Consider the following 21,775-nt stretch of genomic DNA (forward strand, 5'->3'; position numbering starts at 1 on the left):
AGCTCATGACAACCGCGTTCATGGTGGGGACGCCCGCTCCGGCCGTGCGCCGGAGCGGTGGCCGGTCCTGGGTGTGGTGGCCGCTGGCCGCCGGATGGGTCGCGCAGGTGGCGCTGCGGCTGTGGTTGCACCGCTATCACGCCGGGCCCGTGGCCAACCCGGACGAGACCGGCTACCTCCTCGCCGCCCGGTGGCTGGCCGGCGGTGCCGGGGCCGACCTGTCCGGCTCGACGTTCTACCAGGCCGGCTACGCGCTGCCGCTCGTCCCGGTCTTCTGGCTGACCTCCGACCCGGAGACGGCGTACCGGCTGGTGACCGGGATCGGGGCGGTGGCGGCGGCGGGCGCGTACCCGGTGGCGTACCTGCTGCTGCGGCGGCTCCGCCTGGGCCGGCGGGCGGCGCTGGTCCTGGCCTTCGCGGCCGGGTTGTCGCCCGGGCTGCTGGTCTTCTCCGGGTACGCGCTGGCCGACGCGATCCTGCCGGTGCTCGTGCTGGCCTGGCTGGTGGCGGTGCATGACCTGGTCGCGTACGGCTCGGCCGGGGCGGGGATCGCGGCGGGCGGGCTGGCGGCGTACGCGATGGCGGTGCACCTGCGGGGGACGGTGATCCTGGCGGTGTGCCTGGTGGTCGTGGCCGTGGTGCTGCGGCGGCTGCCGCGCGGGGCGGCGATCGCGGTGTCGGCCTCGGCGGTCGCCGGCGCGGTGGTGGGCCAGGCGCTCAACGGGGCGCTGGAGGCCGCGCTGTACCCCGGCGGGCCCCGTGACCTGTCGGGACTGCTGCTGGCCAGGCTCACGAGCCTGGAAGGGCAGGCGTGGGCGCTGTCGGGAGCGGCCGGGCAGCTCTGGTACCTCGTCGCCGGCACGTGGGGCCTGGCGGGCGTCGGGCTGGCGGGGGCGGCGGCCCTGCTGGCCCGGCGGGCCGCGCCCCTCCCGCACCGCGTCCTGGCGGGCGCGCTGCTGCTGGTGACCCTCGGCATCGCGTACGCCTCCTCGGCCGCCCTGCCGGACGAGCACCGCGTCGGCAACCACGCCTACGGCCGCTACCTGGCCTGCGTCGCCGTGGCCTGGACGCTGGCCGGCATGCTCGTGCTGCTGCGCGGCGGGCGGCTCGCGGTGGCGCGGAGCGCGCCCGCCGCGGCGGGGCTGCTGGCCGTGTCCGGCGGCGTGGCCGCCTGGTACGCGGGGGACCGGCTGCGGCGCCACGCGTTCATCGCGTTCGACTTCCCCGAGGTGATCTTCCTCACGGGGACGCGCGACTCGCTCGACCTGGTCGCCGCCTCCCTGGCCGCGCTCGTCCTGCTGGCCTGCCTGGCGGGCGCGGCCCTGCTCACCGCCCGCCGGGCCCGGCCGCTGGTCACGGGGGTGCTGGCACTGATCCACGTCGCGTTCATCGCGCATCTGGCGCCCGCGGCCCCGCCCGCGCCGGGCCCGGACTGGCTGCCCGCGCCGCCGCCCGGCCGGGTGGCGGTGGCGGCCGGGGTGAAGTGGAACGTGTGGGTGCCGCTGTCGTACCGGGTGTGGTGGACCGAGATCGAACGCTTCGACGGGGTGCCTCCCCGGGGCGTGTGCACGGCCGTCGTCCCGCCGGACGCCGGGCCGCCGCCGCTGGGCTGGGCCGCCACCGGCGCGGGCGGCGTCAGGCAGGGCTGGACGACCTGGTCGAACCCGCTCTGCCGGTGACCGCCGCCGCTTCAGGAGGGGGCCGGCTCGCCGACGGTGGCGCGCCTGCCCTTCGCGGAGGCCATCGGCAGCCCGACGGCCTGGATCAGCCCGGCGGCGAGCAGGAGGAGGAAGATGTACGGCTGCCACGGGGGCAGGCCGGCGGCGAAGTCGGGGGAGTCGTACAGCTGGGCCAGGAGCTTGACGGGGTTGTTCATCGCGACGAAGACCCCCAGGGCGTAGGGGACGATGAGGACGCCCGAGACGACCAGGAGGAGCGCGCGGCCCCGGCCCGCCCGCCGCAGCAGCGTCCCGATGGCCGTGTAGGCCACCGCCACCAGGCCCACGACCAGCGCGGTCCACCAGGTCACCCGCCAGGTGTCGATGCCGAGCGAGGTCATCCCGGAGGAGTCGATCGAGCCGCCCTCCCACTCGGGGCCCGCGATCTGCGCGCGCACCGCCGTACGGACGGCCAGGTGACCGGTGCCCGCGTACGCGGCGACCAGGACCGGCCCCAGGGCCAGCAGGACGACATCGACCGGCCGTCCGCGACCGCTCCCCGACATCCGCGCTCCTCTCCGCTCCGCGTTCCGGGGGACAGCTTCTCAAAAATGCGCCATCCGGGGCGAGCCGGCCGCGCGTCCCGCCCCCGACCCACCCGAGGGGGCGCGGGAGCCCTACCCGAGGGAACGCAGGCCGGCGAGCGCCACGTCGGCCGCGCGGCGCGCGGTGCCGATGATCTCCTCCAGGGAGTGGTCCTGCTCCAGATTGGCGATGACCGCCACCTTGACCGCCCCGATCAGCGCCCCCACCGCCGCCGCCGACTCCACCAGCGTCAGCCGCTCGGGGAACGCCTCGTGCAGCGCCCTGGCCAGCTTGAGCTGGCTGTCGAACAGCAGGTGCAGCGCCCGCGCCTGCAGCGCCGGCTCGGTCAGCACGAGCCGCGCCCGCAGCGCCGCGTCCTCGAACGTGAGGTCCTGGGCCACGAGCACGTGGTCGAAGCTCACGTCGATGATCCTGAGCAGCAGGTCGGTCACCGACTCGTCGGGCTTCCGCGCCGCCAGGGCCGCCACGGCCAGGTCCAGCCGGGACTGGGAGTCGTAGAAGACCACGTCCTCCTTGCTGACGAAGTAGCTGAAGAACGTGCGCGTCGACACCTCGGCGCGCGCCGCGATCTCCGCGAGCGTGGTCTCCTCGAAGCCCTTCTCCTCGAACAGCCGGAGCGCCGCCTCGATCAGCGCCTGGCGCGTGCGCTGCTTCTTGCGCTCCCGTAGTCCCACCATGCCGGAACTATACTGCACGCGCTTAGGATTTTCACCCATTGAAGTTTTGCATCCATTGAGGTTTTCTGGGGGAGGAGCTCGGAAAGGAGCCGGAACATGTCCGAACTGACCCTGCCCACCGCCCGCCAGCGCCCGTTCGACCCGCCGGAGGAGGTGACGCGACTGCGACAACAGGGCGCGATGCACCGCATGACGTACGCGGACGGCCACCTGGGCTGGCTCGTGACCGGCTACGCGGCCGCCCGCGCGGTGCTGGCGAGCCCGCACTTCAGCAACCGGCCGGAGACGATGCACCCGCCGCTCCCGTCCAGGATGGAGCTGGTCGAGAAGGGGCGGTTCAAGGTTCCGCCCGGGTTCTTCCTGCGCATGGACGCGCCCGAGCACACGCGCTTCCGCAAACTGCTGACCGGGCAGTTCACGGTGCGCCGGATGAAGATGCTCGAACCCAGGATCGAGGAGATCGCCAACGCCTGCCTGGACGCCATGGAGGCCGCGGGCGGCCCTGTGGACCTCGTCGAGGCGTTCGCGCTGCCGATCCCCTCGCTGGTGATCTGCGAGCTGCTCGGGGTGCCGTACGAGGATCGTGCGCGCTTCCAGGAGGACTCCAGGATCCTGGTCAACCTCGAGACCAAGGCCGACGACGCGCTGGACGCGATGGGGCGGATCTGGGCGTACCTGGCGGGGCTGATCGAGCGCAAGCGCGAGGAGCCGGCCGACGACCTGCTCAGCGGGCTCGTCGAGAGCGGGGAACTGGACGACCAGGACCTCACCGGGGTCGCGATGCTGCTGCTGATCGCGGGGCACGAGACGACGGCCAACATGCTGGGGCTGGGGACGTACGCGCTGCTCACGAACCCCGACCAGCTCGCCGCCATGCGCGACGACCCCTCGGTGGTGGACAACGGCGTCGAGGAGCTGCTGCGCTACCTCACGATCATCCACCTCGGCCCGCTGCGTACGGCGGTCGAGGACGTCGAGATCGAGGGCACCACGATCAAGGCCGGCGAGACGGTCACCATCCACCTGCCCGCCGCCAACCGCGACGAGTCCCGCTTCGCCGACGGCGAGCGGCTCGACGTCGCCCGACCCGTCACCGGGCACCTCACCTTCGGCCACGGCATCCACCAGTGCCTCGGCCAGCAGCTCGCCCGCGCCGAAATGCGCATCGCCTACCCTGCGCTGCTGCGGCGCCTGCCTGGCCTACGCTTGGCGGTAACGCCCGAGGAGGTGCCGATGCGCTCGGACATGAGCATCTATGGAGTGCACCGCCTCCCTGTCACTTGGTAGGTCGCCATGGAAATCAAGGCAGATACAACGGTGTGCATCGGCGCGGGCATGTGCGCGCTGACAGTGCCGAAGGTGTTCGACCAGAGCGAGGACGAGGGCACGGTCGTGCTCCTGCAGGACGTGCCGCCGCAGGAGTTGGAGGACGCCGTCCGCCGCGCCGTGACCCTCTGCCCGTCCGGGGCCATCTCGGTCTCGTGACGCCCTCCTTTGCCTTGACACCCCCCTGACACGACACCCGGCCGCCGCCGCGCCGATCGCGCGGCGGCGGCCCTTTCATCCGCCGCCTCCGGCGAAGTGGGGCGGCGGCCGGTTCGTCGCGCGATCCCGCGAACCCGCGAGACGCTCGCCCCCTGCGGCCCACGACACGTCTCTCCGGCGAACCCACCCGGCCCTGTCACCGGCGGGCCCCTGTGACACCCACCTGGCTTCTGTGACACCTGGCGGGCTCCTGCGATACTCGGCGGGCTCCTATGAGGCCCCAGGCTTCCGATCCCGGTCCCTGCATCCCGCAATGCCCCGACCCCGACCCCTGCGATTCGCAAGGCGGTGCGACACACAGGACCTTGCACCCCTGCAAACGGGAGGAGTGGGCTCTCGCTCCTGCGAACAGGGCGTCCCTTGCCGCGTGTCGGTCCTTTCCGTCCATGGTCATCGAACCTATGTTCGTGGAACCAGTTGACACCGAGCGTGATCGAAATTATGTTCGACCTAGTGACGGTGAGGCTCGCGGCTCAACGTCACCAGGACCTGGTCGCGGGCCGTTCGCTTCCCCAAGCGATACCCCGCGGCCAGGCCCACGGGCGAAGGGTGCGTCCTCGTCGTCGGCGGAGACGAGTGGGCGTGTCCTGGCCGGACGGGGAGAGGGGAAGCTCCTCGTCCGGCCTGCCCGGCGGAAATGTCGGTGGCGTCTGCGATTGTTGGCTTCACCGGTGGAGACGCCGGCCGCCGCCCACGACTCCAAGGAGGCGCGCAAGATGGCACCACGGCCTAGAGACACGCCCGGGCCCCGGCTGTCGCCTGCGGTTCGGGCACACCTGACCGACTCACGTTCCTGCCTGGCGGAGGCGACCGGCGCTCGCACCCCGGCATCCCGATATGTGGCCGCTCACCTGGCAGCTCTCCGAGCGGCGGCGGCGATCCTGGCCGCCCATCCCCGTCCCACGGAGGGGCGCCGACGCCGGCTGCGCAGCGCCTGGGAGCTGCTGCCGGAGGCGGAGCCGCACCTGGAGGAGTGGGCCGCCTACTTCGCTCAGACCGCCGACAAGCGCGCCGCCGCGGAGGCCGGCATGGTGCGCCGGATCTCGGCGGCCGACGCCGACGAGATCCTGGCCGAGGCGGAGACGTTCGTCTCGACGGTCGAGGCCCTCCTGGGTGTCCCGTCCCAACCCCAACTCCCGGTGGACGTGCCGCTGGCCGGCTGACCACGGCTCCCCGCCCCGCGCCCACTTGGCTCGCAGGCCGCTGGATGGGAGGCCGCTTCGGTCGCGGGCCCACAGCGGCGCGCCTGAGTTCACGGGCCGGCCGTGCCGGGACCGGCCTGCTCGCGCGCTGCGAGGTCGAGCACCGCTTGGTCGCGGACGACAGCTGGGCAGCAGGCGCCTGGTCGCGCGCGTTCGATCGCGTGCCGTTTGCTCCGGAGCCTTGGGCCGCATGCCGCCTGTTCGCGCCGCCTCGGGTGTCGTCCGGTGCGTGGCCGCGTGCTCGCACGCCGCGTGGCCGGGCCCTGCTTGACCGGTCGGCCGCAGGTCACGTCCACGGTCGAGGGTTGCTCGGTCGGGTGCTGCCTGGCGGCAGGTCGCCTTGCTCACGCGTGTCCGGTTGAGCCCCGCCTGCTCACGTGCGGCCCGGCCGGGAAGGGGCCTCAATGCCAAGGGGCCCGCCGGTGTGCGGCGGGCCCTCGGTTCGAGCGGGCGACCTCAAACTGACGACCTCAGGCCCGCCGGAGGGGCGGACCGAGGCCGGTGGTGCGGCCTGGGGACAGGCCTCAGAAGGACTCCACGGCCCGGCGGGCCTCGGCGTCGAGGACGCCCCAGCTGATGAGCTCCTCGGTCAGCTCGCTCGGCGACTTGTCGTAGATCACGGCCAGGGAGCGCAGGTCCTCCTGGCGGATCGACAGCACCTTGCCGTTGTAGTCGCCGCGCTGGCTCTGGATCGTCGCGGCGTAACGGGCGAGGGCGCCCGCCTTCTCCTTCGGCAGTGTGGCCAGGCGCTCCAGGTCGATCACAAGCTTGGGTGTCGGCCCGAGCGGGCTGGGGGCGGCGCCGCCCGGCAGCAGCTCGGATACGGGCACCCCGTAGAAGTCGGCAAGCTCGGCAAGCTTCTGCACGGTCACCGCTCGGTCGCCGCGCTCATAAGAGCCCACGACTACGGCTTTCCACCTGCCACGCGACTTCTCTTCGACTCCATGCAGGGACAGCCCCTGCTGGGTGCGGATGGCGCGGAGTCGTGCACCCAGCGACTTTGCGTACTCAGACGGCATCGTGTGGCCCCCCGGCTCTCGTATGTATCGCTCTCAGTAGATTGTGCTCCCTTGCGGCGTATGCCCGGGCCACCGGGGGGTCTGGTGCCAGGCTCGGCACCATCGGTAGCCATGGCCCTGGGTTTACCCCAGAACGCCGCGCGGTGTGGTTACGCACAGTGACGGTAAAGGGGTGGACGCCTAAGGTCAAGCTGATTGGAAAAAAGATGCCGAATCCGGTCCGGTAGGGATCGCCACAAACGCCCCCCATGTCCCAGTGGTAACCCTACTTCGTCATAGTTTGACGAGGGACCGCGGCGAGTCAGGGCTGGCGGGTGAGAATCATGACAGGGCTGGTCGAGGCCCTTACGATCTTGATCGAGGTGTCCCCGAGGAAGACCCGCCGGAGTGGCCCGGTGTCGCTGGAAGCGCATATGATCATCTCGCCGGGCAGCCACGAGGTCGTTCCGAGCGCCTGGGCCACGTTGCGGCCCTCCAGCACCTCGACCTCCACGGGCGCGCGCCGGCGCTGACCCCGTGCCGCGGCACGCAGGTCGGCCGCGGCCTGGTCGCGCAGGCGTACGAGCATCTCCTCCTCGATCCGCGCGCGCCGGCCCGTGCTGATCACCAGCGTGACGAGCCGCAGCGGTACGTCGAGCGCCGCGGCCGTCCGGGCCGCGTCCTTGACCGCGGCGTCGCAGCCGGGCCCGCGGCGGTAGGCGACGGTGAGGCGGTCGAGCGTCGCGGGCGGTTCGTCGGCGTAGCCGCGCGGCGCGAGCAGGACGGGGACGGAGGAGGAGTGCAGGAGCTGGTCGGCCGTGCTGCCCACCGAGATGCGGCCCTTGCCGCCGCCCGGGGCCGAGCCGATCACCACGACGTCGGCGGCCCGCTTGCGCGCCAGCTCCACCAGCCCGCGCCCGCTGCCCCGGTGCGTGTGCGTCAGGTATTCGGCGTCGTCGCCGGCCAGCTCGCGGGCCTGCGCGAGCGTCGCCTCGGACTGCTCGCGCAGGTAGGCGCGCCACGCGCTCTCCTCGGCCCGGGCGGGCCCGGGCGTGGACGCGGCGGGCGGCTGGACGGTCGCCACCGTCAGGCGGGCGTGCGCCTGGTCCCTGAGCAGCAGGGCCAGCGCCAGCCCGTCCCTGCCCCGGCTCCCCTGGACGTATCCGGCCAGTACGTTGTCGAGCTTCATTCACCCCACCTCGGCATTCAGCCGCGAATGGCCATAGCCGTACAGGAAGTAGCAGATCAGGCCCACGAGCATCCACAGCCCGAACGCCAGCCAGGTCACCCCGGCCAGCCCCGCCATGACCACCACGCACATGATCGCGCCGAGCACCGGCGTGGCCGGGAACAGCGGCGTGCGGAAGCTGCGCGGCAGCTCGGGGCTGCGGTAGCGCAGGACGAGCACGCCGACGTTGACGATGGCGAAGGCGAACAGCGTGCCGATGCTGGTCGCCTCGGCGAGCTGCCCGAGCGGCACCAGCCCGGCCAGCACGGAGATGAACGCGGCCACGATGAGGGTGTTGGCCACGGGCACCTGGCGGCGGGGGTTGACCTTCTGGAAGACGCGGGGGATGAGCCCGTCGCGGGACATCGCGAACAGGATGCGGGTCTGCCCGTAGATGACGGTGAGCACGACGCTGGCGATCGCGATGACCGCGCCGAACGAGACGATCAGGCCGGGCCAGGTGGCGCCCACGGCCAGGTCGGCGATGTACGACAGGCTGGCCTCGGTGCGGCCCGGGTCGAACGATGTCCACGGCATGGCCCCGACCGCGGCCAGGGCCACCAGCACGTAGACGGCCGTCACGATGGCCAGGGACAGCATGATCGCCAGCGGCAGGTCGCGCTTGGGGTTCTTGGCCTCCTCACCGGCCGTGGAGGCGGCGTCGAAGCCGATGTAGGAGAAGAAGACCTGCGAGGCCGCAGCCGTGATGCCGGCCACCCCCATGGGGGCGAAGGGCGCGAGGTTGCCCGACTGGAAGGCGGTGAACGTCACCACGCAGAAGAACAGCAGCACCGCGATCTTGATGAGCACGAAGAACGCGTTCGCGGTGGCGCTCTCGGAGGCGCCGTACAGCAGCAGCCACGTGGCCAGCGCCACGATGACGATCGCGGTGACGTTGACGACGCCGCCGTCCTGGCCGGGGGAGCGGGTGATCGCCTCGGGCAGCGTGAAGCCGAACAGGGAGCGCAGGAACGAGTTGAGGTATTCGCCCCAGCCCACGGCCACCGCCGCCACGGACACGGCGTACTCCAGCATGAGGCACCAGCCGCAGATCCAGGCCACGAGCTCGCCCAGCGTCGCGTACGCGTAGGAGTAGGACGACCCGGACACCGGGATCGTCCCGGCCAGCTCGGCGTACGACAGCGCCGAGAACAGCGCCGTGATCGCCGCCAGCACGAACGCCAGCACCACGGCCGGCCCCGCCTTGGGCACCGCCTGCCCGAGGATGACGAAGATCCCCGTGCCCAGCGTGGCGCCGACGCTGAACAGCGTGAGCTGCCACAGCGACATCGTGCGCCGCAGCTCGCCGCCCTCGCCGTGCCCGCCCTCCGCCACGATGCGCTCGGTCGGCTTGGTACGCAGGAGCCGAGTGGCCATGGTCATCCGGCACCCCCTAAAGCGTGCTCGTCAGCGGCCACCTGCCGTTGGGCGTGACGATCGTTCCCGCTGAGCCGCCGAGTATGCGCTCGGCCTCGTCCAGCTTCCCGATGGCCGCCATGTCGCCGGTCGTCTCCACGAACCGGCAGGCCGCCTCCACCTTCGGCCCCATCGAGCCCGCCGGGAAGTCGAGGGCCCGCAGCTCGTGCGGCGTGGTGTGACCGATCTCGCTCTGCTGCGGCGTGCCGAAGTCCCGCATGACGCGCGGCACGTCGGTCAGGCTCAGGAACGCGTCGCACTCCAGGGCCTCGGCCAGCATCGAGGTGGTGAGGTCCTTGTCGATCACGGCCTCCACGCCGGTGAGGCGGCCGCGCTCGTCGCGTACGACGGGGATGCCGCCGCCGCCCGCGCACACCACGATCACTCCCTCGCCCATCATCCGGCGGATCAGCCGGGTCTCGACCACGCGCTGCGGCGCGGGGGAGGGGACGACACGCCGCCAGTGGCGGCCGTCCTGCCCGACCGTCCAGCCGCGCTCGGCGGCCAGCTTCTCGGCCTCCTCCTGCTCGTAGACCTGGCCGACGAACTTGGCAGGGTGCTCGAAGGCCGGGTCGACCGCCGACACCAGCGTCTGCGTCACCATGGTCAGCACCTGCCTGCCGGGCAGCGCGTTCTGCAGGGCCTGCTGCATCCAGTAGCCGATCAGGCCCTGCGTCTGCGCGCCGAGCGCGTCGAACGGGTACGGCCTGGTCAGGTTGGGGTCGGCCGCGCTCTCCATGGCCAGCATGCCGACCTGGGGGCCGTTGCCGTGGGTGATGACCAGCTCGTGCTCGCCGGCGAGCCGGGCGAGCGTCTTGACGGCCGTGCGCACGTTGGCCAGCTGGACGTCCGCGTCCGGCCGCTGCCCGCGCCTGAGCACCGCGTTGCCGCCCAGTGCCACGATGACCCGCATTCAGTCCCCCAAGGTCGCGACCATGATGGCCTTGATCGTGTGCAGCCGGTTCTCGGCCTGGTCGAAGACGATCGAGCGCGGCGACTCGAAGACGCTCTCGGTCACCTCCAGCGCGTCGAGCCCGGTCTTGTCGTAGATGTCGCGCCCGACCGCCGTCTCCCGGTCGTGGAAGGCGGGCAGGCAGTGCATGAACCGCACCGCCGGGTTGCCGGTGGCCCTCACCACGGCGTCGTTCACCTGGTACGGCAGCAGCAGCTTGATCCGCTCGTCCCACACCTCGGCGGGCTCGCCCATCGACACCCACACGTCGGTGTAGAGGAAGTCGACCCCGCGCACGCCCCTGTTCAAGTCGTCGGTGACGGTGATCCGGGCGCCGGTGGCCGCGGCCAGCTCCTCGGCGGGCCCGACCACCCGGGCGGGGTCCGGCCACAGCGCCCTGGGCGCGACGAGCCGTACGTCCATGCCGAACATGGCCCCCGTCACCAGCAGCGAGTGGCCCATGTTGTTGCGCGCGTCGCCGAGATAGGCGTAGGACACCTCGCGCAGCGGCCGGTCGCTGTGCTCGCGCATGGTCAGCATGTCGGCCAGCATCTGCGTGGGGTGCCACTCGTCGGTCAGGCCGTTCCACACCGGCACCCCCGACAGCGCGGCCAGCTCCTCGACGTGGGCCTGTTCGCTGCCGCGGTACTCGATGCCGTCGAACATCCGGCCCAGCACCCGCGCGGTGTCGCCGACCGACTCCTTGTGCCCGATCTGCGAGCCGAGCGGGTCGAGGTACGTCGTGTGCGCGCCCTGGTCGTGGGCGGCCACCTCGAAGGCGCAGCGGGTGCGCGTGGAGGTCTTCTCGAAGATCAGCGCGATGTTCCTGCCCCGGAGCCGCTGTCGCTCGGTCCCGGCGTACTTGGCGGCTTTCAGCTCGGCCGACAGCCGCAGCAGGAAGCCCAGCTCCCCCGGAGTGAAGTCGAGCTCCTTGAGGAAGCTGCGGTTGCGCAGGTTGAAGGCCATCATGGAAAAGCGGTCCCCCTAGACGGCGTCACGCTCGAGCGGGCAGCTCATGCACCGCGGCCCGCCGCGCCCGCGGCCGAGCTCGCTGCCCCTGATCGTGATCACCTCGATGCCGTTGTCGCGCAGGTGGTTGTTGGTGGTGGCGTTGCGCTCGTAGGCCACGACCACGCCGGGCTCCAGCGCCAGCCCGTTGCAGCCGTCGTCCCACTGCTCCCGCTCGGCGGCGTACACGTCCTGGGTGGGTGTCAGGACCGTGATGTCCGGCAGGTCGAGGGCGTGCGCGATGGCCTTGTGCATGTCCTGTGGCGGGTGGTCGGTGACCTCGAGCTCCTTGGAGGTCGCGCCGGGCTCGATGGTGTACGCCGGCAGCATGCCCAGGCCCGCGTACTTGGTGAACACCCCGACGTCCAGCATCGTCATCACGGTGTCGAGATGCATGAACGCCCGCGCCTTCGGCATGTCGAGCGCCACGATCCGCCGCGCGGAGCCGGCCCTGAACAGCCGCTGCGCCAGCATCTCGACCGCCTGCGGCTGGGTGCGCTCGCTCATCCCGACCAGCACCGCGCCCCGGCCGATGACCAGGACGTCGCCGCCCTCCATGGTCGCCGGGGCCACCGACTGACCGGGCATCCAGCAGTGGTAGCCGCCCTGCCCCGGCCGGTTGAAGCCGCCGGCGAAGGTCGGGTGATACATGTAGACGGCCTCCATGTTGACCGTCTCCCGCATGCGGGCCTTCTTCTTCATGGCGTTGATCGACACGCCGTCGTAGATCCAGCACGACGTGTCGCGCGTGAACAGGTGGTTGGGCAGCGGCGGCAGGATGAAGTCGTCGTCGGCCGTGGCGTGGAAGGTCACCGCCTTGGGGTCGCAGCCCAGCGCGATCAGCTCCCGCTTGGTGATGCCGCCGGTCAGGTAGACCTGCAGCGTCGCGGAGTCCATCCCGTCGAGGGTGTTGCGGATGTCGTCGAGGGCGACCGGGCCGAGCCAGCGCTCGTCGATGACCGCGTCGAGGATGTGCTTGCGGGCCTCGGGGATGTCGATCGTCTCCCTGAGCAGGTCGGCCAGGAGGTGGACGCGGATGCCCCGGGCGGTGAGCACCTGCTGGAACTCCTCGTGCTCCTCGATCGCGCGCTGGACCCACAGCACGTCGTCGAACAGGAACGCGTCCTTGCTGGTCGGGGTCAGCCGTTTCAGCGCCAGGTCGGGCTTGTGCAGCAGCACCTGCCGCAGGCGCCCGACCTCGGAATCGACATGGAAAGTCATCTCTGCTGTATCCCCCTCCAGGGAGCGGAAGTCACGCGCCCCGACCGCCCCCGCGCGCCGGTGACGTGCCCCGGCCGCGGGGCGCTGACACGGCGGCGGCCCGGGAAATTACCTGATCGAGGACGTCGGCTGAATCCGCTACCGGACCGTTGCTCCGCGTACGGGCCTCACCGGGGGCTCTCACGTTGTAGCTGGTAGCCCCTGGTACTGTGTGTCCCGACCAACACCCTTTTAAGACCCGTCCCGTGAGGCGGGAAAGGTGGTGAGATTCGCCATGTCCGATTCCAGGGCCGTCCTAGAGGGCCCGGACATCCATCGGGCGCTGACCCGGATCGCGCACGAGATCCTCGAGCGCACCAAAGGCGCCGACGACGTCGTCCTCCTCGGCATCCCGACCCGCGGCGCGACGCTGGCCCGCCGGCTCGGCGACCGCATCGAGCAGTTCGAGGGCGTCAAGATCCCCGTCGGCTCGATCGACATCACGATGTACCGCGACGACCTGCGGCGCGGGCCCGTCCGCCCGCTCGGCCGCACCGAGCTGCCGTCCGACGGCATCGACGGCAGGGTCGTGGTGCTCGTCGACGACGTCCTCTACTCCGGCCGCACCGTGCGGGCCGCGCTCGACGCGCTCAACGACCTGGGCCGCCCCACCGCCGTACAGCTCGCCACGCTGGTCGACCGCGGTCACCGCGAGCTGCCCATCCGCGCCGACTACGTCGGCAAGAACCTGCCGACCGCCAAGAGCGAGAAGGTCAAGGTCTACCTGCAGGAGATCGACGGCCGCGACGCCGTCCTGCTCATGAAGGGGGGCGCCAAGTGAACCGGCACCTGATCTCCGCCGGAGACCTGACCAAGGACGACGCGCTGCTCATCCTCGACACCGCCGAGGAGCTGGCGAGGGTCTCGGAACGTTCCATCAAGAAGCTGCCCACGCTGCGCGGGCGCACGGTGGTCAACCTGTTCTTCGAGGACTCCACCCGGACGCGGATCTCGTTCGAGGCGGCGGCCAAGCGGCTGTCCGCCGACGTGATCAACTTCTCCGCCAAGGGGTCGAGCGTGTCCAAGGGCGAGTCGCTCAAGGACACCGCGCTCACCCTGGAGGCCATGGGCGCCGACGCGGTCGTCATCCGCCACAGCGCCTCCGGCGCGCCGCACCGCCTGGCCAACTGGGTGCACGGCAGCGTCGTCAACGCCGGCGACGGCACCCACGAGCACCCCACGCAGGCGCTGCTCGACGCCTTCTCCATGCGCCGCCGCCTGGGCGGCCTGGAGGGGCGCCGGGTCACCATCGTCGGCGACGTGCTGCACAGCCGGGTCGCCCGCTCCAACGTGCTGCTGCTGCACACGCTGGGGGCGGAGGTCACGCTGGTCGCGCCGCCCACGCTGCTGCCCGTCTCCGTCGGGAGCTGGCCGTGCGAGGTGTCGTACGATCTCGACGCCGTGCTGCCCAAGTCCGACGTGGTGATGATGCTGCGGGTGCAGAAGGAGCGGATGAACGCCGCGTACTTCCCGAGCGAGCGCGAATACTCCCGCCGGTACGGCCTCGACCGCGACCGGTTCGCCAAGATGCCCGACGACGCGATCGTCATGCACCCCGGGCCGATGAACCGGGGCATGGAGATCGCCGCCGAGGTGGCCGACTCGGCCCGGTCCACGATCGTCGAACAGGTCGCCAACGGGGTGACCATCCGCATGGCCGTCCTGTATCTGCTCCTCGGGGGAGAGATCGCATGATCATTAAAAATGTCAGGATCCTGGGCGGGGAGCCGGCCGACATCCGGATCGCCGACGGGGTGATCGCGGAGATCGGCCCCGGGCTCGACGGGCCCGAGGTCGTCGACGGCGCGGGCGCGATCGCGCTGCCCGGCCTCGTCGACCTGCACACCCACCTGCGCGAGCCCGGCCGCGAGGACGCCGAGACCGTGCAGACCGGCACCCAGTCGGCCGCCCGCGGCGGCTACACCGCCGTGCACGCCATGGCCAACACCTCGCCCGTCGCCGACACGGCCGGCGTGGTCGAGCAGGTGTGGCGGCTCGGGCGCGAGTTCGCGCACTGCGACGTCCACCCGGTCGGCGCGGTCACCGTCGGGCTCGAGGGCAGGCAGCTCGCCGAGCTGGGCGCGATGGCCGACTCGGCCGCCCGCGTGCGCGTCTTCTCCGACGACGGCAAGTGCGTGGACGACGCGGTCCTCATGCGCCGCGCCCTGGAATACGTCAAGGCGTTCGACGGCGTCATCGCCCAGCACGCCCAGGAGCCCAGGCTCACCTCCGGCGCCCAGATGAACGAGGGCGTGGTCTCCGGCCGCCTCGGCCTGACCGGCTGGCCGGCCGTCGCGGAGGAGGCGATCATCGCCCGCGACTGCCTCCTGGCCGCCCACGTCGGCTCCCGGCTGCACGTCTGCCACGTCTCCACGGCCGGCTCGGTCGAGATCATCCGCTGGGCCAAGTCCAAGGGCTGGAACATCACCGCCGAGGTCACCCCGCACCACCTGCTGCTCACCGACGACCTCGTCGAGGAGTCGCCGGTCGGCGCGTACAACCCGATCTACAAGGTCAACCCGCCGCTGCGCACCCGCGCCGACGTCGAGGCGCTGCGCGCCGCGCTGGCCGACGGCACGATCGACATCGTGGCCACCGACCACGCGCCCCACCCGGTCGAGGACAAGGAGACCGAGTGGTCGGCCGCGGCCATGGGCATGGTCGGCCTGGAGACGGCGCTCAGCGTGGTCCAGGAGGCCATGGTCGAGACGGGCCTGCTCGACTGGGCCGGCATCGCCCAGCGCATGTCCGTCGTGCCCGCCCGCATCGGCCGCCTCGGCGGCCACGGCCGGCCGCTGGAGGCGGGGGCTCCGGCCAACATCACGCTCTACGACCCGTCCGTACGCACCAAGGTGGACCCCGCCGCCTTCGCGTCGAAGAGCAGGAACACCCCCTACGAGGGGATGACGCTGCCTGGCCGGGTAGTGGCCACGTTCCTGCGCGGCAGGCCGACCGTTCTCGAAGGGAAGCTGGTTTGAACACAGCGGTGCTCGTCCTGGAAGACGGCCGCGTCTTCCACGGGATTCCATACGGCGCCGAAGGTGAGACGTTCGGCGAGATGGTCTTCAACACCGGCATGACCGGCTACCAGGAGACCCTGACGGACCCCTCCTACCACCGGCAGATCGTCGCCATGACGGCGCCGCACATCGGCAACACCGGCGTCAACGACGAGGACCCCGAGTCGCGGCGCGTCTGGGTGGCCGGATACGTCGTGCGCGAGCCCTCCAGGGTGGTCTCGAACTGGCGGGCCAACCGCTCGCTCGACGACTACCTCAAGGAACAGGGCGTCGTCGGCATCGCCATCCCCGGCACCCGCGCGCTCACCCGCCACCTGCGCGAGCGCGGCGCCATGCGGGCCGGCATCTTCAGCGCCCCGGCCGAGCCGGTCGAGGAGCTGGTCGAGCGCGTACGCCACGCGCCCCGCATGGAGGGCGCCGCCCTCGCGCCGGAGGTCAGCACGGCCGAGCCGTACGTCGTCCCCGCGGTCGGCGCCAGGCGCTTCACGGTCGCGGCCGTGGATCTGGGCATCAAGGGCATGACGCCGCACCGCATGGCCGAACGCGGCTGCGAGGTGCACGTGCTGCCCGCCGACGCCACGTTCGAGCAGATCATGGCGGTCGAGCCGGACGGGGTGTTCCTGTCCAACGGGCCCGGCGACCCGGCCACCGTGGACGTCACCGCCCTGCGGAAGGTCCTGGAGGCCAGGGTCCCGTTCTTCGGGATCTGCTTCGGCAACCAGATCTTCGGGCGGGCCCTGGGGCTGTCCACGTACAAGCTGCGTTACGGGCACCGGGGGGTCAACCAGCCGGTCCAGGACGTGCGCACCGGGAAGGTGGAGATCTCGGCGCACAACCACGGGTTCGCCGTGGAGGCGCCGCTCGACGGGCCGTTCGAGACCCCGTACGGGCCGGCCGAGGTCAGCCACGTCAACCTCAACGACCGCTGCGTGGAGGGCCTGCGCCTGCTCGACGGGCGGGCCTTCAGCGTCCAGTACCACCCGGAGGCCGCCGCGGGCCCCCACGACGCCGCCTACCTTTTCGACGAGTTTTGCGAGGTCATGAGCCGTGCCCAAGCGTGATGACATCAGGTCCGTCCTGGTGATCGGCTCGGGGCCGATCGTGATCGGACAGGCGTGCGAGTTCGACTACTCGGGCACCCAGGCGTGCCGCGTGCTGCGGGCCGAGGGCTTCCGGGTGATCCTGGTCAACAGCAACCCGGCGACGATCATGACGGACCCGGAGTTCGCCGACGCCACCTACGTCGAGCCGATCACCCCCGAGTTCGTCGAGAAGATCATCGCCAAGGAGCGCCCCGACGCGCTGCTACCGACGCTGGGCGGCCAGACCGCGCTCAACACCGCGGTCGCGCTGCACGAGTCGGGCGTGCTGGACAAGTACGAGGTCGAGCTCATCGGTGCCGACTTCGACGCCATCCAGGCCGGCGAGAACCGCGAGCGGTTCAAGGAGATCGTCGCCAAGGTCGCCCGCGAGCGCGGCCTCAACGCCGAGTCGGCCAGGTCGCTCATCTGCCACACGATGGAGGAGTGCCTGGCCGCCGCGGGCGAGCTGGGCTACCCGGTGGTCGTGCGGCCCTCGTTCACCATGGGCGGGGCCGGCTCCGGCTTCGCCTACGACGAGGAGGACCTGCGGCGCATCGCCGGCGCCGGGCTCGACGCCTCCCCGACCACCGAGGTGCTCCTGGAGGAGTCCATCCTCGGCTGGAAGGAGTACGAGCTGGAGGTCATGCGCGACAAGGCCGACAACGTCGTCATCGTCTGCTCCATCGAGAACATCGACCCGATGGGCGTCCACACCGGCGACAGCGTCACCGTCGCGCCCGCGCTGACCCTGACCGACCGCGAATACCAGAACATGCGCGACGTCGCCATCGCGGTCATCCGCGAGGTCGGCGTCGACACCGGCGGCTGCAACATCCAGTTCGCGGTGGACCCGAGCACCGGGCGCATGATCGTCATCGAGATGAACCCGCGCGTGTCCAGGTCCTCCGCCCTGGCGTCCAAGGCCACCGGCTTCCCGATTGCGAAGATCGCGGCCAAGCTGGCCATCGGCTACACGCTCGACGAGATCCCCAACGACATCACCAAGGAGACCCCGGCCTCCTTCGAGCCGACGCTCGACTACATCGTGGTGAAGGTGCCGCGCTTCGCGTTCGAGAAGTTCCGGGGCGCCGACCAGACGCTCACCACGCACATGAAGTCGGTGGGCGAGGCCATGGCCATCGGCCGCTCCTTCCCCGAGGCGCTGCAGAAGGCCCTGAGGTCGATGGAGAAGAAGGACTCGTCCTTCACCTGGGCGGGCGACGTCCGGCCCAAGGACGAGCTGCTGGAGGCGTGCCGCACGCCGCACGACGGCCGGCTGCGCACGATGCAGCAGGCCATCAGGGCCGGCGCCACGCCCGAGGAGCTGTTCGCGGCCACGAACGTGGACCCGTGGTTCATCGACCAGCTCTTCCTGCTGCACGAGGAGGCCGGCGCGGTCGCCGAGGCGGCCGAGCTGACCGCCGAGGTGCTCGAGCGGGCCAAGCACCTCGGGTTCAGCGACGTGCAGATCGGCGAGATCCGCGGCATCGACGAGGCCAGGGTGCGCGACCTGCGGCACGCGCTCGGGCTGCGGCCGGTCTACAACACCGTCGACACCTGCGCCGCCGAGTTCGCCGCCAAGACGCCCTACCTCTACTCGACGTACGACGAGGAGAACGAGGTCCCCACCGGGGAGCGGCAGAAGGTCATCATCCTCGGCTCCGGCCCCAACCGCATCGGCCAGGGCATCGAGTTCGACTACGCGTGCGTGCACGCCTCGTTCGAGCTGTCCAGGGCCGGGTTCGAGACCGTCATGGTCAACTGCAACCCCGAGACCGTCTCGACCGACTACGACACCTCCGACCGGCTCTACTTCGAGCCGCTCACGCTGGAGGACGTCCTGGAGGTCGTCCACGCCGAGCAGCAGACCGGCCCGGTGGCGGGCGTGATCGTGCAGCTCGGCGGGCAGACGCCGCTCGGGCTGGCGCAGGCGCTCAAGGACGCCGGCGTGCCCGTGGTCGGCACCTCGCCCGAGTCCATCCACCTGGCCGAGGAGCGCGGCGCGTTCGGGCGGGTGCTGGCCGAGGCGGGCCTGCCCGCGCCCAAGCACGGCACGGCGCTGACCGTGTCCGAGGCGCTGGAGATCGCCGAGGAGATCGGCTACCCCGTCCTCGTACGCCCCTCGTACGTGCTCGGCGGGGCCGGCATGGCCATCGTGTACGACGACGAGACGCTCACCACGTACATGGCGGCCCAGGAGGGCGGCCACCCGGTGCTGGTGGACAAGTTCCTCGACGAGGCCATCGAGATCGACGTGGACGCCCTCTACGACGGCGAGGAGCTGTACCTGGGCGGCGTCATGGAGCACATCGAGGAGGCCGGGATCCACTCCGGCGACTCGGCGTGCGCCCTGCCGCCCATCACGCTCGGCAGCCACGACATCAAGCGCATCCGCGCCGCCACGGAGGCCATCGCCGCCGGGGTGGGCGTGCGCGGGCTGCTGAACGTCCAGTACGCCATGTCCGCCGGCGTCCTGTACGTCCTGGAGGCCAACCCGCGCGCCAGCCGTACCGTGCCGTTCGTGTCCAAGGCCACGGCGGTGCCGCTGGCCAAGGCGGCGGCCAGGGTGATGCTCGGCGCGTCGATCGCCTCGCTGCGCGAGGAGGGCATGCTGCCCGCCACCGGCGATGGCGGGACGCTGCCCCTCGACGCGTCCATCGCGGTCAAGGAGGCGGTGCTGCCGTTCAACCGCTTCCGCGGCGTGGACACCGTCCTGGGGCCCGAGATGCGCTCCACGGGCGAGGTCATGGGCATTGACGAGTTCTTCGGGATCGCCTTCGCCAAGTCCCAGGCGGGCGCCTACGGCGAATTGCCGACCAAGGGACGCGCGTTCGTATCCGTGGCCAACAGGGACAAGCGTGCGATGATCTTTCCTGTGAAGGCGCTGGCGGATCTCGGATTCGAGATCCTGGCCACCGAGGGGACCGCCGAGGTGCTGCGCCGCAACGGCGTCCATGCCAAGATCGTGCGAAAGCACAGCGAGGGAACGGGTCCCGGAGGTGAGCCCACGAGCGTGCAGGCCATTCTCGACGGCGAGGTCGACCTGATCGTCAACACGCCCTTCGGCAGCCCCGGGCAGTCGGGGCCGCGGCTCGACGGCTACGACATCCGCACGGCCGCCGTGCTGCGCGGCATCCCGTGCATCACCACGGTCGCCGGGCTCGCCGCGGCGGCCGCGGGCATCCAGGCGATCGTACGCGGCGACGTCGGCGTGCGGTCCCTCCAGGAGCACGCACAGGCACTCCGGGGCTGACCCCGCACGGGAGGTGAAGACGACTGGCCGGCACACCGGTGCAGGTGACGGGCACGGTGCTCACGACGCGCCGGGTCGACGCCTATCATGCGCTGACGGTGGTGGCGCCCGGCATCGCCGAGCGTTACCGCCCCGGTCACTTCGTCTCCGTGGCGGTCGGCGGGGCGCACACGTCGATGGTGACGCGCCGCGCGCTGTCCATCCACGACGTGAAGTCCGACTACGGCGGCACGGTGGAGCTCGTCTTCACCGTGCGCGGCCCGGGCACCGCGTGGCTGGCCGACCGGCGCGCCCGTGACACGCTCGACCTGGTCGGACCGCTCGGGCGCCCCTTCCCGCTGCCGCGCGACCCCGTCAACTGCGTGCTGGTCGGCTCCGACTACGGCTCCGCCGTGCTCTTCCCGCTGGCCGACGCGCTGCTGGCGCGTGGCTGCCGGGTCGACTTCGTGCTCGGCGGCACCGGGGCGGAGCGGGTGTTCGGGGCGATGCGGGCCCGCAGGATGGCCCAGACGACCACGCTGACCACCGAGGACGGCTCGCTCGGGCTGCGCGGCAAGGTCACCGACGCGCTGCCCTCGGTGATCGCCGACACGCGCGCCGACGCCGTCTACGCGTGCGCGCCCATGGAGACGCTGCGGGCGGTGACGGCGGTGGCGATGGAGTTCGACATCCCGGTGCAGGTGGCGGTCGAGGAGTCGATGGCCTGCGGGATCGGCGTGTGCATGACGTGCGTGCTGCCCGTGATCGGGGACGACGGGGCGACCAGGATGGTCAGGGCGTGTGCGGAGGGGCCGGTGTTCCGGGGGGAGCGGGTGCGCTTCGAGGACGTGGGAACGATCCCGTTCGACGCGCTCGGCGCCCCCGGAGGCGGTGCACGACATGTCAGTTGATATGCGTACGTTCCTGGCGCACGTGGAACTGGCCAACCCCATCACCACCGCCGCCGGCTGCGCCGCCTCGGGACGGGAGCTGGCCCAGTTCTTCGACCTCCACCGCCTCGGCGCGCTGACCACCCGCTCGATCACCATGGCGCCGCGCGCCGGCCGGCCCACGCCGCGCATGGCGGAGACGCCCTCCGGCATGCTCAACGCCGTCGGGCTGCAGGGGCCGGGCATCGAGGCGTTCCTGGAGCGCGAGCTGCCCTGGCTGGCCCAGCGGGGCATCAAGACCATCGTCTCGATCGGCGGGGGCACCGTCGCCGAGTATTCGGAGCTGGCCCGCAGGCTCGCCGACGCGCCCGGGGTGACCGCGCTGGAGGTCAACCTCTCCTGCCCGAACATGGAGGACCGGGGCCGCGTCTTCGCCCGCGAGGGCAGCGCGGCGGCCGAGGTGATCGCCTCCGTACGCTCCATCATGCGCTACGACGTGCCGGTCGTCGCCAAGCTTGCGCCCGACGTGGCCGACATCGTCTCCGTCGCGCGGGCCTGCGTGGACGCCGGGGCCGACGCGCTGTCCATGATCAACAATCCGCTCGGCATGGCCATCGACACCGAGGCGCTGCGGCCCTCGCTCGCCGCCGTCACCGGCGGGCTGTCGGGGCCGGCCATCCTGCCGCTGGCCGTACGGTGCGTCTGGCAGGTCCACGCGGCGCTGCCCGGGGTGCCCCTGATCGGCATCGGCGGCGTGATGACCGGCCGGGACGCCTTCCAGCTCGTCCTGGCGGGCGCCTGCGCGGTCGGAGTGGGCACGGCGCTGTTCCACGACCCCTACGCCTGCCTGCGCATCGAACGCGAGCTCGAGGACCTCCTGAGGGCCCGTGGCTTCCAGCGGCTGGCCGACGCCGTCGGCCTCGCGCACCGCCCGCCGGGGAGTGCCCCCCGGCACCTGTTGGTCGATACCGAGGAGAGCACGCCTTGACTCCCGAATCCCA

Annotated in this window: 19 protein-coding genes; 11 read left to right on the forward strand and 8 right to left on the reverse strand. The window is 71.6% G+C overall.

The window, feature by feature from the left end:
* Positions 1-5 precede the first annotated feature (5 nt).
* The gene (locus ACBJ59_RS06270) at positions 6-1,679 is read left to right on the forward strand and encodes a hypothetical protein (RefSeq protein ID WP_375109214.1); all 1,674 of its coding nucleotides are present in this window, start codon (positions 6-8) and stop codon (positions 1,677-1,679) included.
* Positions 1,680-1,690: 11 nt separating this feature from the next.
* Here ACBJ59_RS06270 and ACBJ59_RS06275 read toward each other — a convergent pair whose 3' ends face one another.
* Complete coding sequence (locus ACBJ59_RS06275) at positions 1,691-2,224, reverse strand: hypothetical protein (protein WP_375109215.1); 534 nt, start codon at positions 2,222-2,224, stop codon at positions 1,691-1,693.
* A gap of 111 nt (positions 2,225-2,335) precedes the next feature.
* The gene (locus ACBJ59_RS06280; RefSeq protein ID WP_375109216.1) at positions 2,336-2,941 is read right to left on the reverse strand and encodes a TetR/AcrR family transcriptional regulator; all 606 of its coding nucleotides are present in this window, start codon (positions 2,939-2,941) and stop codon (positions 2,336-2,338) included.
* A 96-nt stretch (positions 2,942-3,037) separates the two neighbouring features.
* Between ACBJ59_RS06280 and ACBJ59_RS06285 the strand changes: the two genes are divergently transcribed.
* From ACBJ59_RS06285 to ACBJ59_RS06295, 3 genes are all read left to right on the forward strand, one after another.
* On the forward strand, positions 3,038-4,228 hold the full coding sequence (locus ACBJ59_RS06285) for a cytochrome P450 (RefSeq protein ID WP_375109217.1): 1,191 nt from the start codon (positions 3,038-3,040) through the stop codon (positions 4,226-4,228).
* A 6-nt stretch (positions 4,229-4,234) separates the two neighbouring features.
* On the forward strand, positions 4,235-4,426 hold the full coding sequence (locus tag ACBJ59_RS06290; RefSeq protein ID WP_364136727.1) for a ferredoxin: 192 nt from the start codon (positions 4,235-4,237) through the stop codon (positions 4,424-4,426).
* A 776-nt stretch (positions 4,427-5,202) separates the two neighbouring features.
* Entirely contained in the window at positions 5,203-5,649 is a 447-nt protein-coding gene (locus ACBJ59_RS06295; RefSeq protein WP_375109521.1) for an SAV_6107 family HEPN domain-containing protein, read from the forward strand.
* 563 nt (positions 5,650-6,212) lie between these two features.
* On the opposite strand, the gene ACBJ59_RS06300 is transcribed toward ACBJ59_RS06295, so the two are convergent.
* From ACBJ59_RS06300 to ACBJ59_RS06325, 6 genes are all read right to left on the reverse strand, one after another.
* Positions 6,213-6,707 carry a transcriptional regulator gene (locus ACBJ59_RS06300; RefSeq protein ID WP_026214021.1) on the reverse strand — a complete coding sequence of 165 codons (495 nt, stop codon included), beginning with the start codon at positions 6,705-6,707 and terminating at the stop codon, positions 6,213-6,215.
* Positions 6,708-7,008: 301 nt separating this feature from the next.
* A complete protein-coding gene (locus tag ACBJ59_RS06305; protein WP_375109218.1) occupies positions 7,009-7,875 on the reverse strand; it encodes a universal stress protein in 867 nt (288 codons plus the stop codon).
* Positions 7,876-9,297 carry an amino acid permease gene (locus ACBJ59_RS06310; protein WP_375109219.1) on the reverse strand — a complete coding sequence of 474 codons (1,422 nt, stop codon included), beginning with the start codon at positions 9,295-9,297 and terminating at the stop codon, positions 7,876-7,878.
* Between the two features lie 10 nt (positions 9,298-9,307).
* Positions 9,308-10,243 (reverse strand): carbamate kinase, encoded by a 936-nt coding sequence (arcC, locus tag ACBJ59_RS06315; RefSeq protein WP_375109220.1) that lies wholly within the window; start codon positions 10,241-10,243, stop codon positions 9,308-9,310.
* Positions 10,244-11,248 carry an ornithine carbamoyltransferase gene (gene argF, locus ACBJ59_RS06320; RefSeq protein WP_375109522.1) on the reverse strand — a complete coding sequence of 335 codons (1,005 nt, stop codon included), beginning with the start codon at positions 11,246-11,248 and terminating at the stop codon, positions 10,244-10,246.
* 18 nt (positions 11,249-11,266) lie between these two features.
* The gene (locus ACBJ59_RS06325) at positions 11,267-12,511 is read right to left on the reverse strand and encodes an arginine deiminase (protein ID WP_375109221.1); all 1,245 of its coding nucleotides are present in this window, start codon (positions 12,509-12,511) and stop codon (positions 11,267-11,269) included.
* A 274-nt stretch (positions 12,512-12,785) separates the two neighbouring features.
* Between ACBJ59_RS06325 and pyrR the strand changes: the two genes are divergently transcribed.
* The 7 genes from pyrR to ACBJ59_RS06360 are packed head-to-tail and all read left to right on the forward strand — an operon-like array spanning position 12,786 to position 21,762.
* Positions 12,786-13,331 (forward strand): bifunctional pyr operon transcriptional regulator/uracil phosphoribosyltransferase PyrR, encoded by a 546-nt coding sequence (gene pyrR, locus ACBJ59_RS06330; RefSeq protein WP_364134974.1) that lies wholly within the window; start codon positions 12,786-12,788, stop codon positions 13,329-13,331.
* The gene (locus ACBJ59_RS06335; protein ID WP_375109222.1) at positions 13,328-14,245 is read left to right on the forward strand and encodes an aspartate carbamoyltransferase catalytic subunit; all 918 of its coding nucleotides are present in this window, start codon (positions 13,328-13,330) and stop codon (positions 14,243-14,245) included. Before pyrR ends, ACBJ59_RS06335 begins: the two co-directional genes overlap by 4 nt.
* Positions 14,242-15,528, forward strand: coding sequence for a dihydroorotase (locus ACBJ59_RS06340; RefSeq protein ID WP_375109223.1), 1,287 nt, complete (start codon positions 14,242-14,244; stop codon positions 15,526-15,528). The genes ACBJ59_RS06335 and ACBJ59_RS06340 overlap by 4 nt, the downstream gene beginning before the upstream one ends.
* Positions 15,525-16,631, forward strand: coding sequence for a glutamine-hydrolyzing carbamoyl-phosphate synthase small subunit (gene carA, locus ACBJ59_RS06345; RefSeq protein ID WP_375109224.1), 1,107 nt, complete (start codon positions 15,525-15,527; stop codon positions 16,629-16,631). The genes ACBJ59_RS06340 and carA overlap by 4 nt, the downstream gene beginning before the upstream one ends.
* Positions 16,618-19,905, forward strand: coding sequence for a carbamoyl-phosphate synthase large subunit (gene carB, locus ACBJ59_RS06350; protein WP_364134963.1), 3,288 nt, complete (start codon positions 16,618-16,620; stop codon positions 19,903-19,905). The genes carA and carB overlap by 14 nt, the downstream gene beginning before the upstream one ends.
* A 23-nt stretch (positions 19,906-19,928) precedes the next feature.
* Positions 19,929-20,795 carry a dihydroorotate dehydrogenase electron transfer subunit gene (locus ACBJ59_RS06355; protein WP_375109523.1) on the forward strand — a complete coding sequence of 289 codons (867 nt, stop codon included), beginning with the start codon at positions 19,929-19,931 and terminating at the stop codon, positions 20,793-20,795.
* Positions 20,785-21,762: a dihydroorotate dehydrogenase gene (locus ACBJ59_RS06360; protein WP_364134958.1), complete on the forward strand. Its 978-nt coding sequence runs from the start codon at positions 20,785-20,787 to the stop codon at positions 21,760-21,762. The genes ACBJ59_RS06355 and ACBJ59_RS06360 overlap by 11 nt, the downstream gene beginning before the upstream one ends.
* The last annotated feature ends 13 nt before the right edge of the window (positions 21,763-21,775 follow it).

Origin of the sequence: Nonomuraea sp. MTCD27, assembly GCF_041950495.1 — a bacterium.
GTDB lineage: Bacteria > Actinomycetota > Actinomycetes > Streptosporangiales > Streptosporangiaceae > Nonomuraea.

Bases quoted from the DNA above. Each gene is read 5' to 3' on its own strand.
- ACBJ59_RS06305 (WP_375109218.1), bottom strand. From the start codon at position 7,875: ATGAAGCTCGACAACGTACTGGCCGGATACGTCCAGGGGAGCCGGGGC.
- ACBJ59_RS06275 (WP_375109215.1), bottom strand. From the start codon at position 2,224: ATGTCGGGGAGCGGTCGCGGACGGCCGGTCGATGTCGTCCTGCTGGCC.
- ACBJ59_RS06360 (WP_364134958.1), top strand. From the start codon at position 20,785: ATGTCAGTTGATATGCGTACGTTCCTGGCGCACGTGGAACTGGCCAAC.
- arcC (WP_375109220.1), bottom strand. From the start codon at position 10,243: ATGCGGGTCATCGTGGCACTGGGCGGCAACGCGGTGCTCAGGCGCGGG.
- ACBJ59_RS06290 (WP_364136727.1), top strand. From the start codon at position 4,235: ATGGAAATCAAGGCAGATACAACGGTGTGCATCGGCGCGGGCATGTGC.
- ACBJ59_RS06285 (WP_375109217.1), top strand. From the start codon at position 3,038: ATGTCCGAACTGACCCTGCCCACCGCCCGCCAGCGCCCGTTCGACCCG.
- ACBJ59_RS06340 (WP_375109223.1), top strand. From the start codon at position 14,242: ATGATCATTAAAAATGTCAGGATCCTGGGCGGGGAGCCGGCCGACATC.
- ACBJ59_RS06300 (WP_026214021.1), bottom strand. From the start codon at position 6,707: ATGCCGTCTGAGTACGCAAAGTCGCTGGGTGCACGACTCCGCGCCATC.
- ACBJ59_RS06325 (WP_375109221.1), bottom strand. From the start codon at position 12,511: ATGACTTTCCATGTCGATTCCGAGGTCGGGCGCCTGCGGCAGGTGCTG.
- ACBJ59_RS06310 (WP_375109219.1), bottom strand. From the start codon at position 9,297: ATGACCATGGCCACTCGGCTCCTGCGTACCAAGCCGACCGAGCGCATC.
- ACBJ59_RS06270 (WP_375109214.1), top strand. From the start codon at position 6: ATGACAACCGCGTTCATGGTGGGGACGCCCGCTCCGGCCGTGCGCCGG.
- argF (WP_375109522.1), bottom strand. From the start codon at position 11,248: ATGGCCTTCAACCTGCGCAACCGCAGCTTCCTCAAGGAGCTCGACTTC.
- pyrR (WP_364134974.1), top strand. From the start codon at position 12,786: ATGTCCGATTCCAGGGCCGTCCTAGAGGGCCCGGACATCCATCGGGCG.
- ACBJ59_RS06280 (WP_375109216.1), bottom strand. From the start codon at position 2,941: ATGGTGGGACTACGGGAGCGCAAGAAGCAGCGCACGCGCCAGGCGCTG.
- ACBJ59_RS06295 (WP_375109521.1), top strand. From the start codon at position 5,203: ATGGCACCACGGCCTAGAGACACGCCCGGGCCCCGGCTGTCGCCTGCG.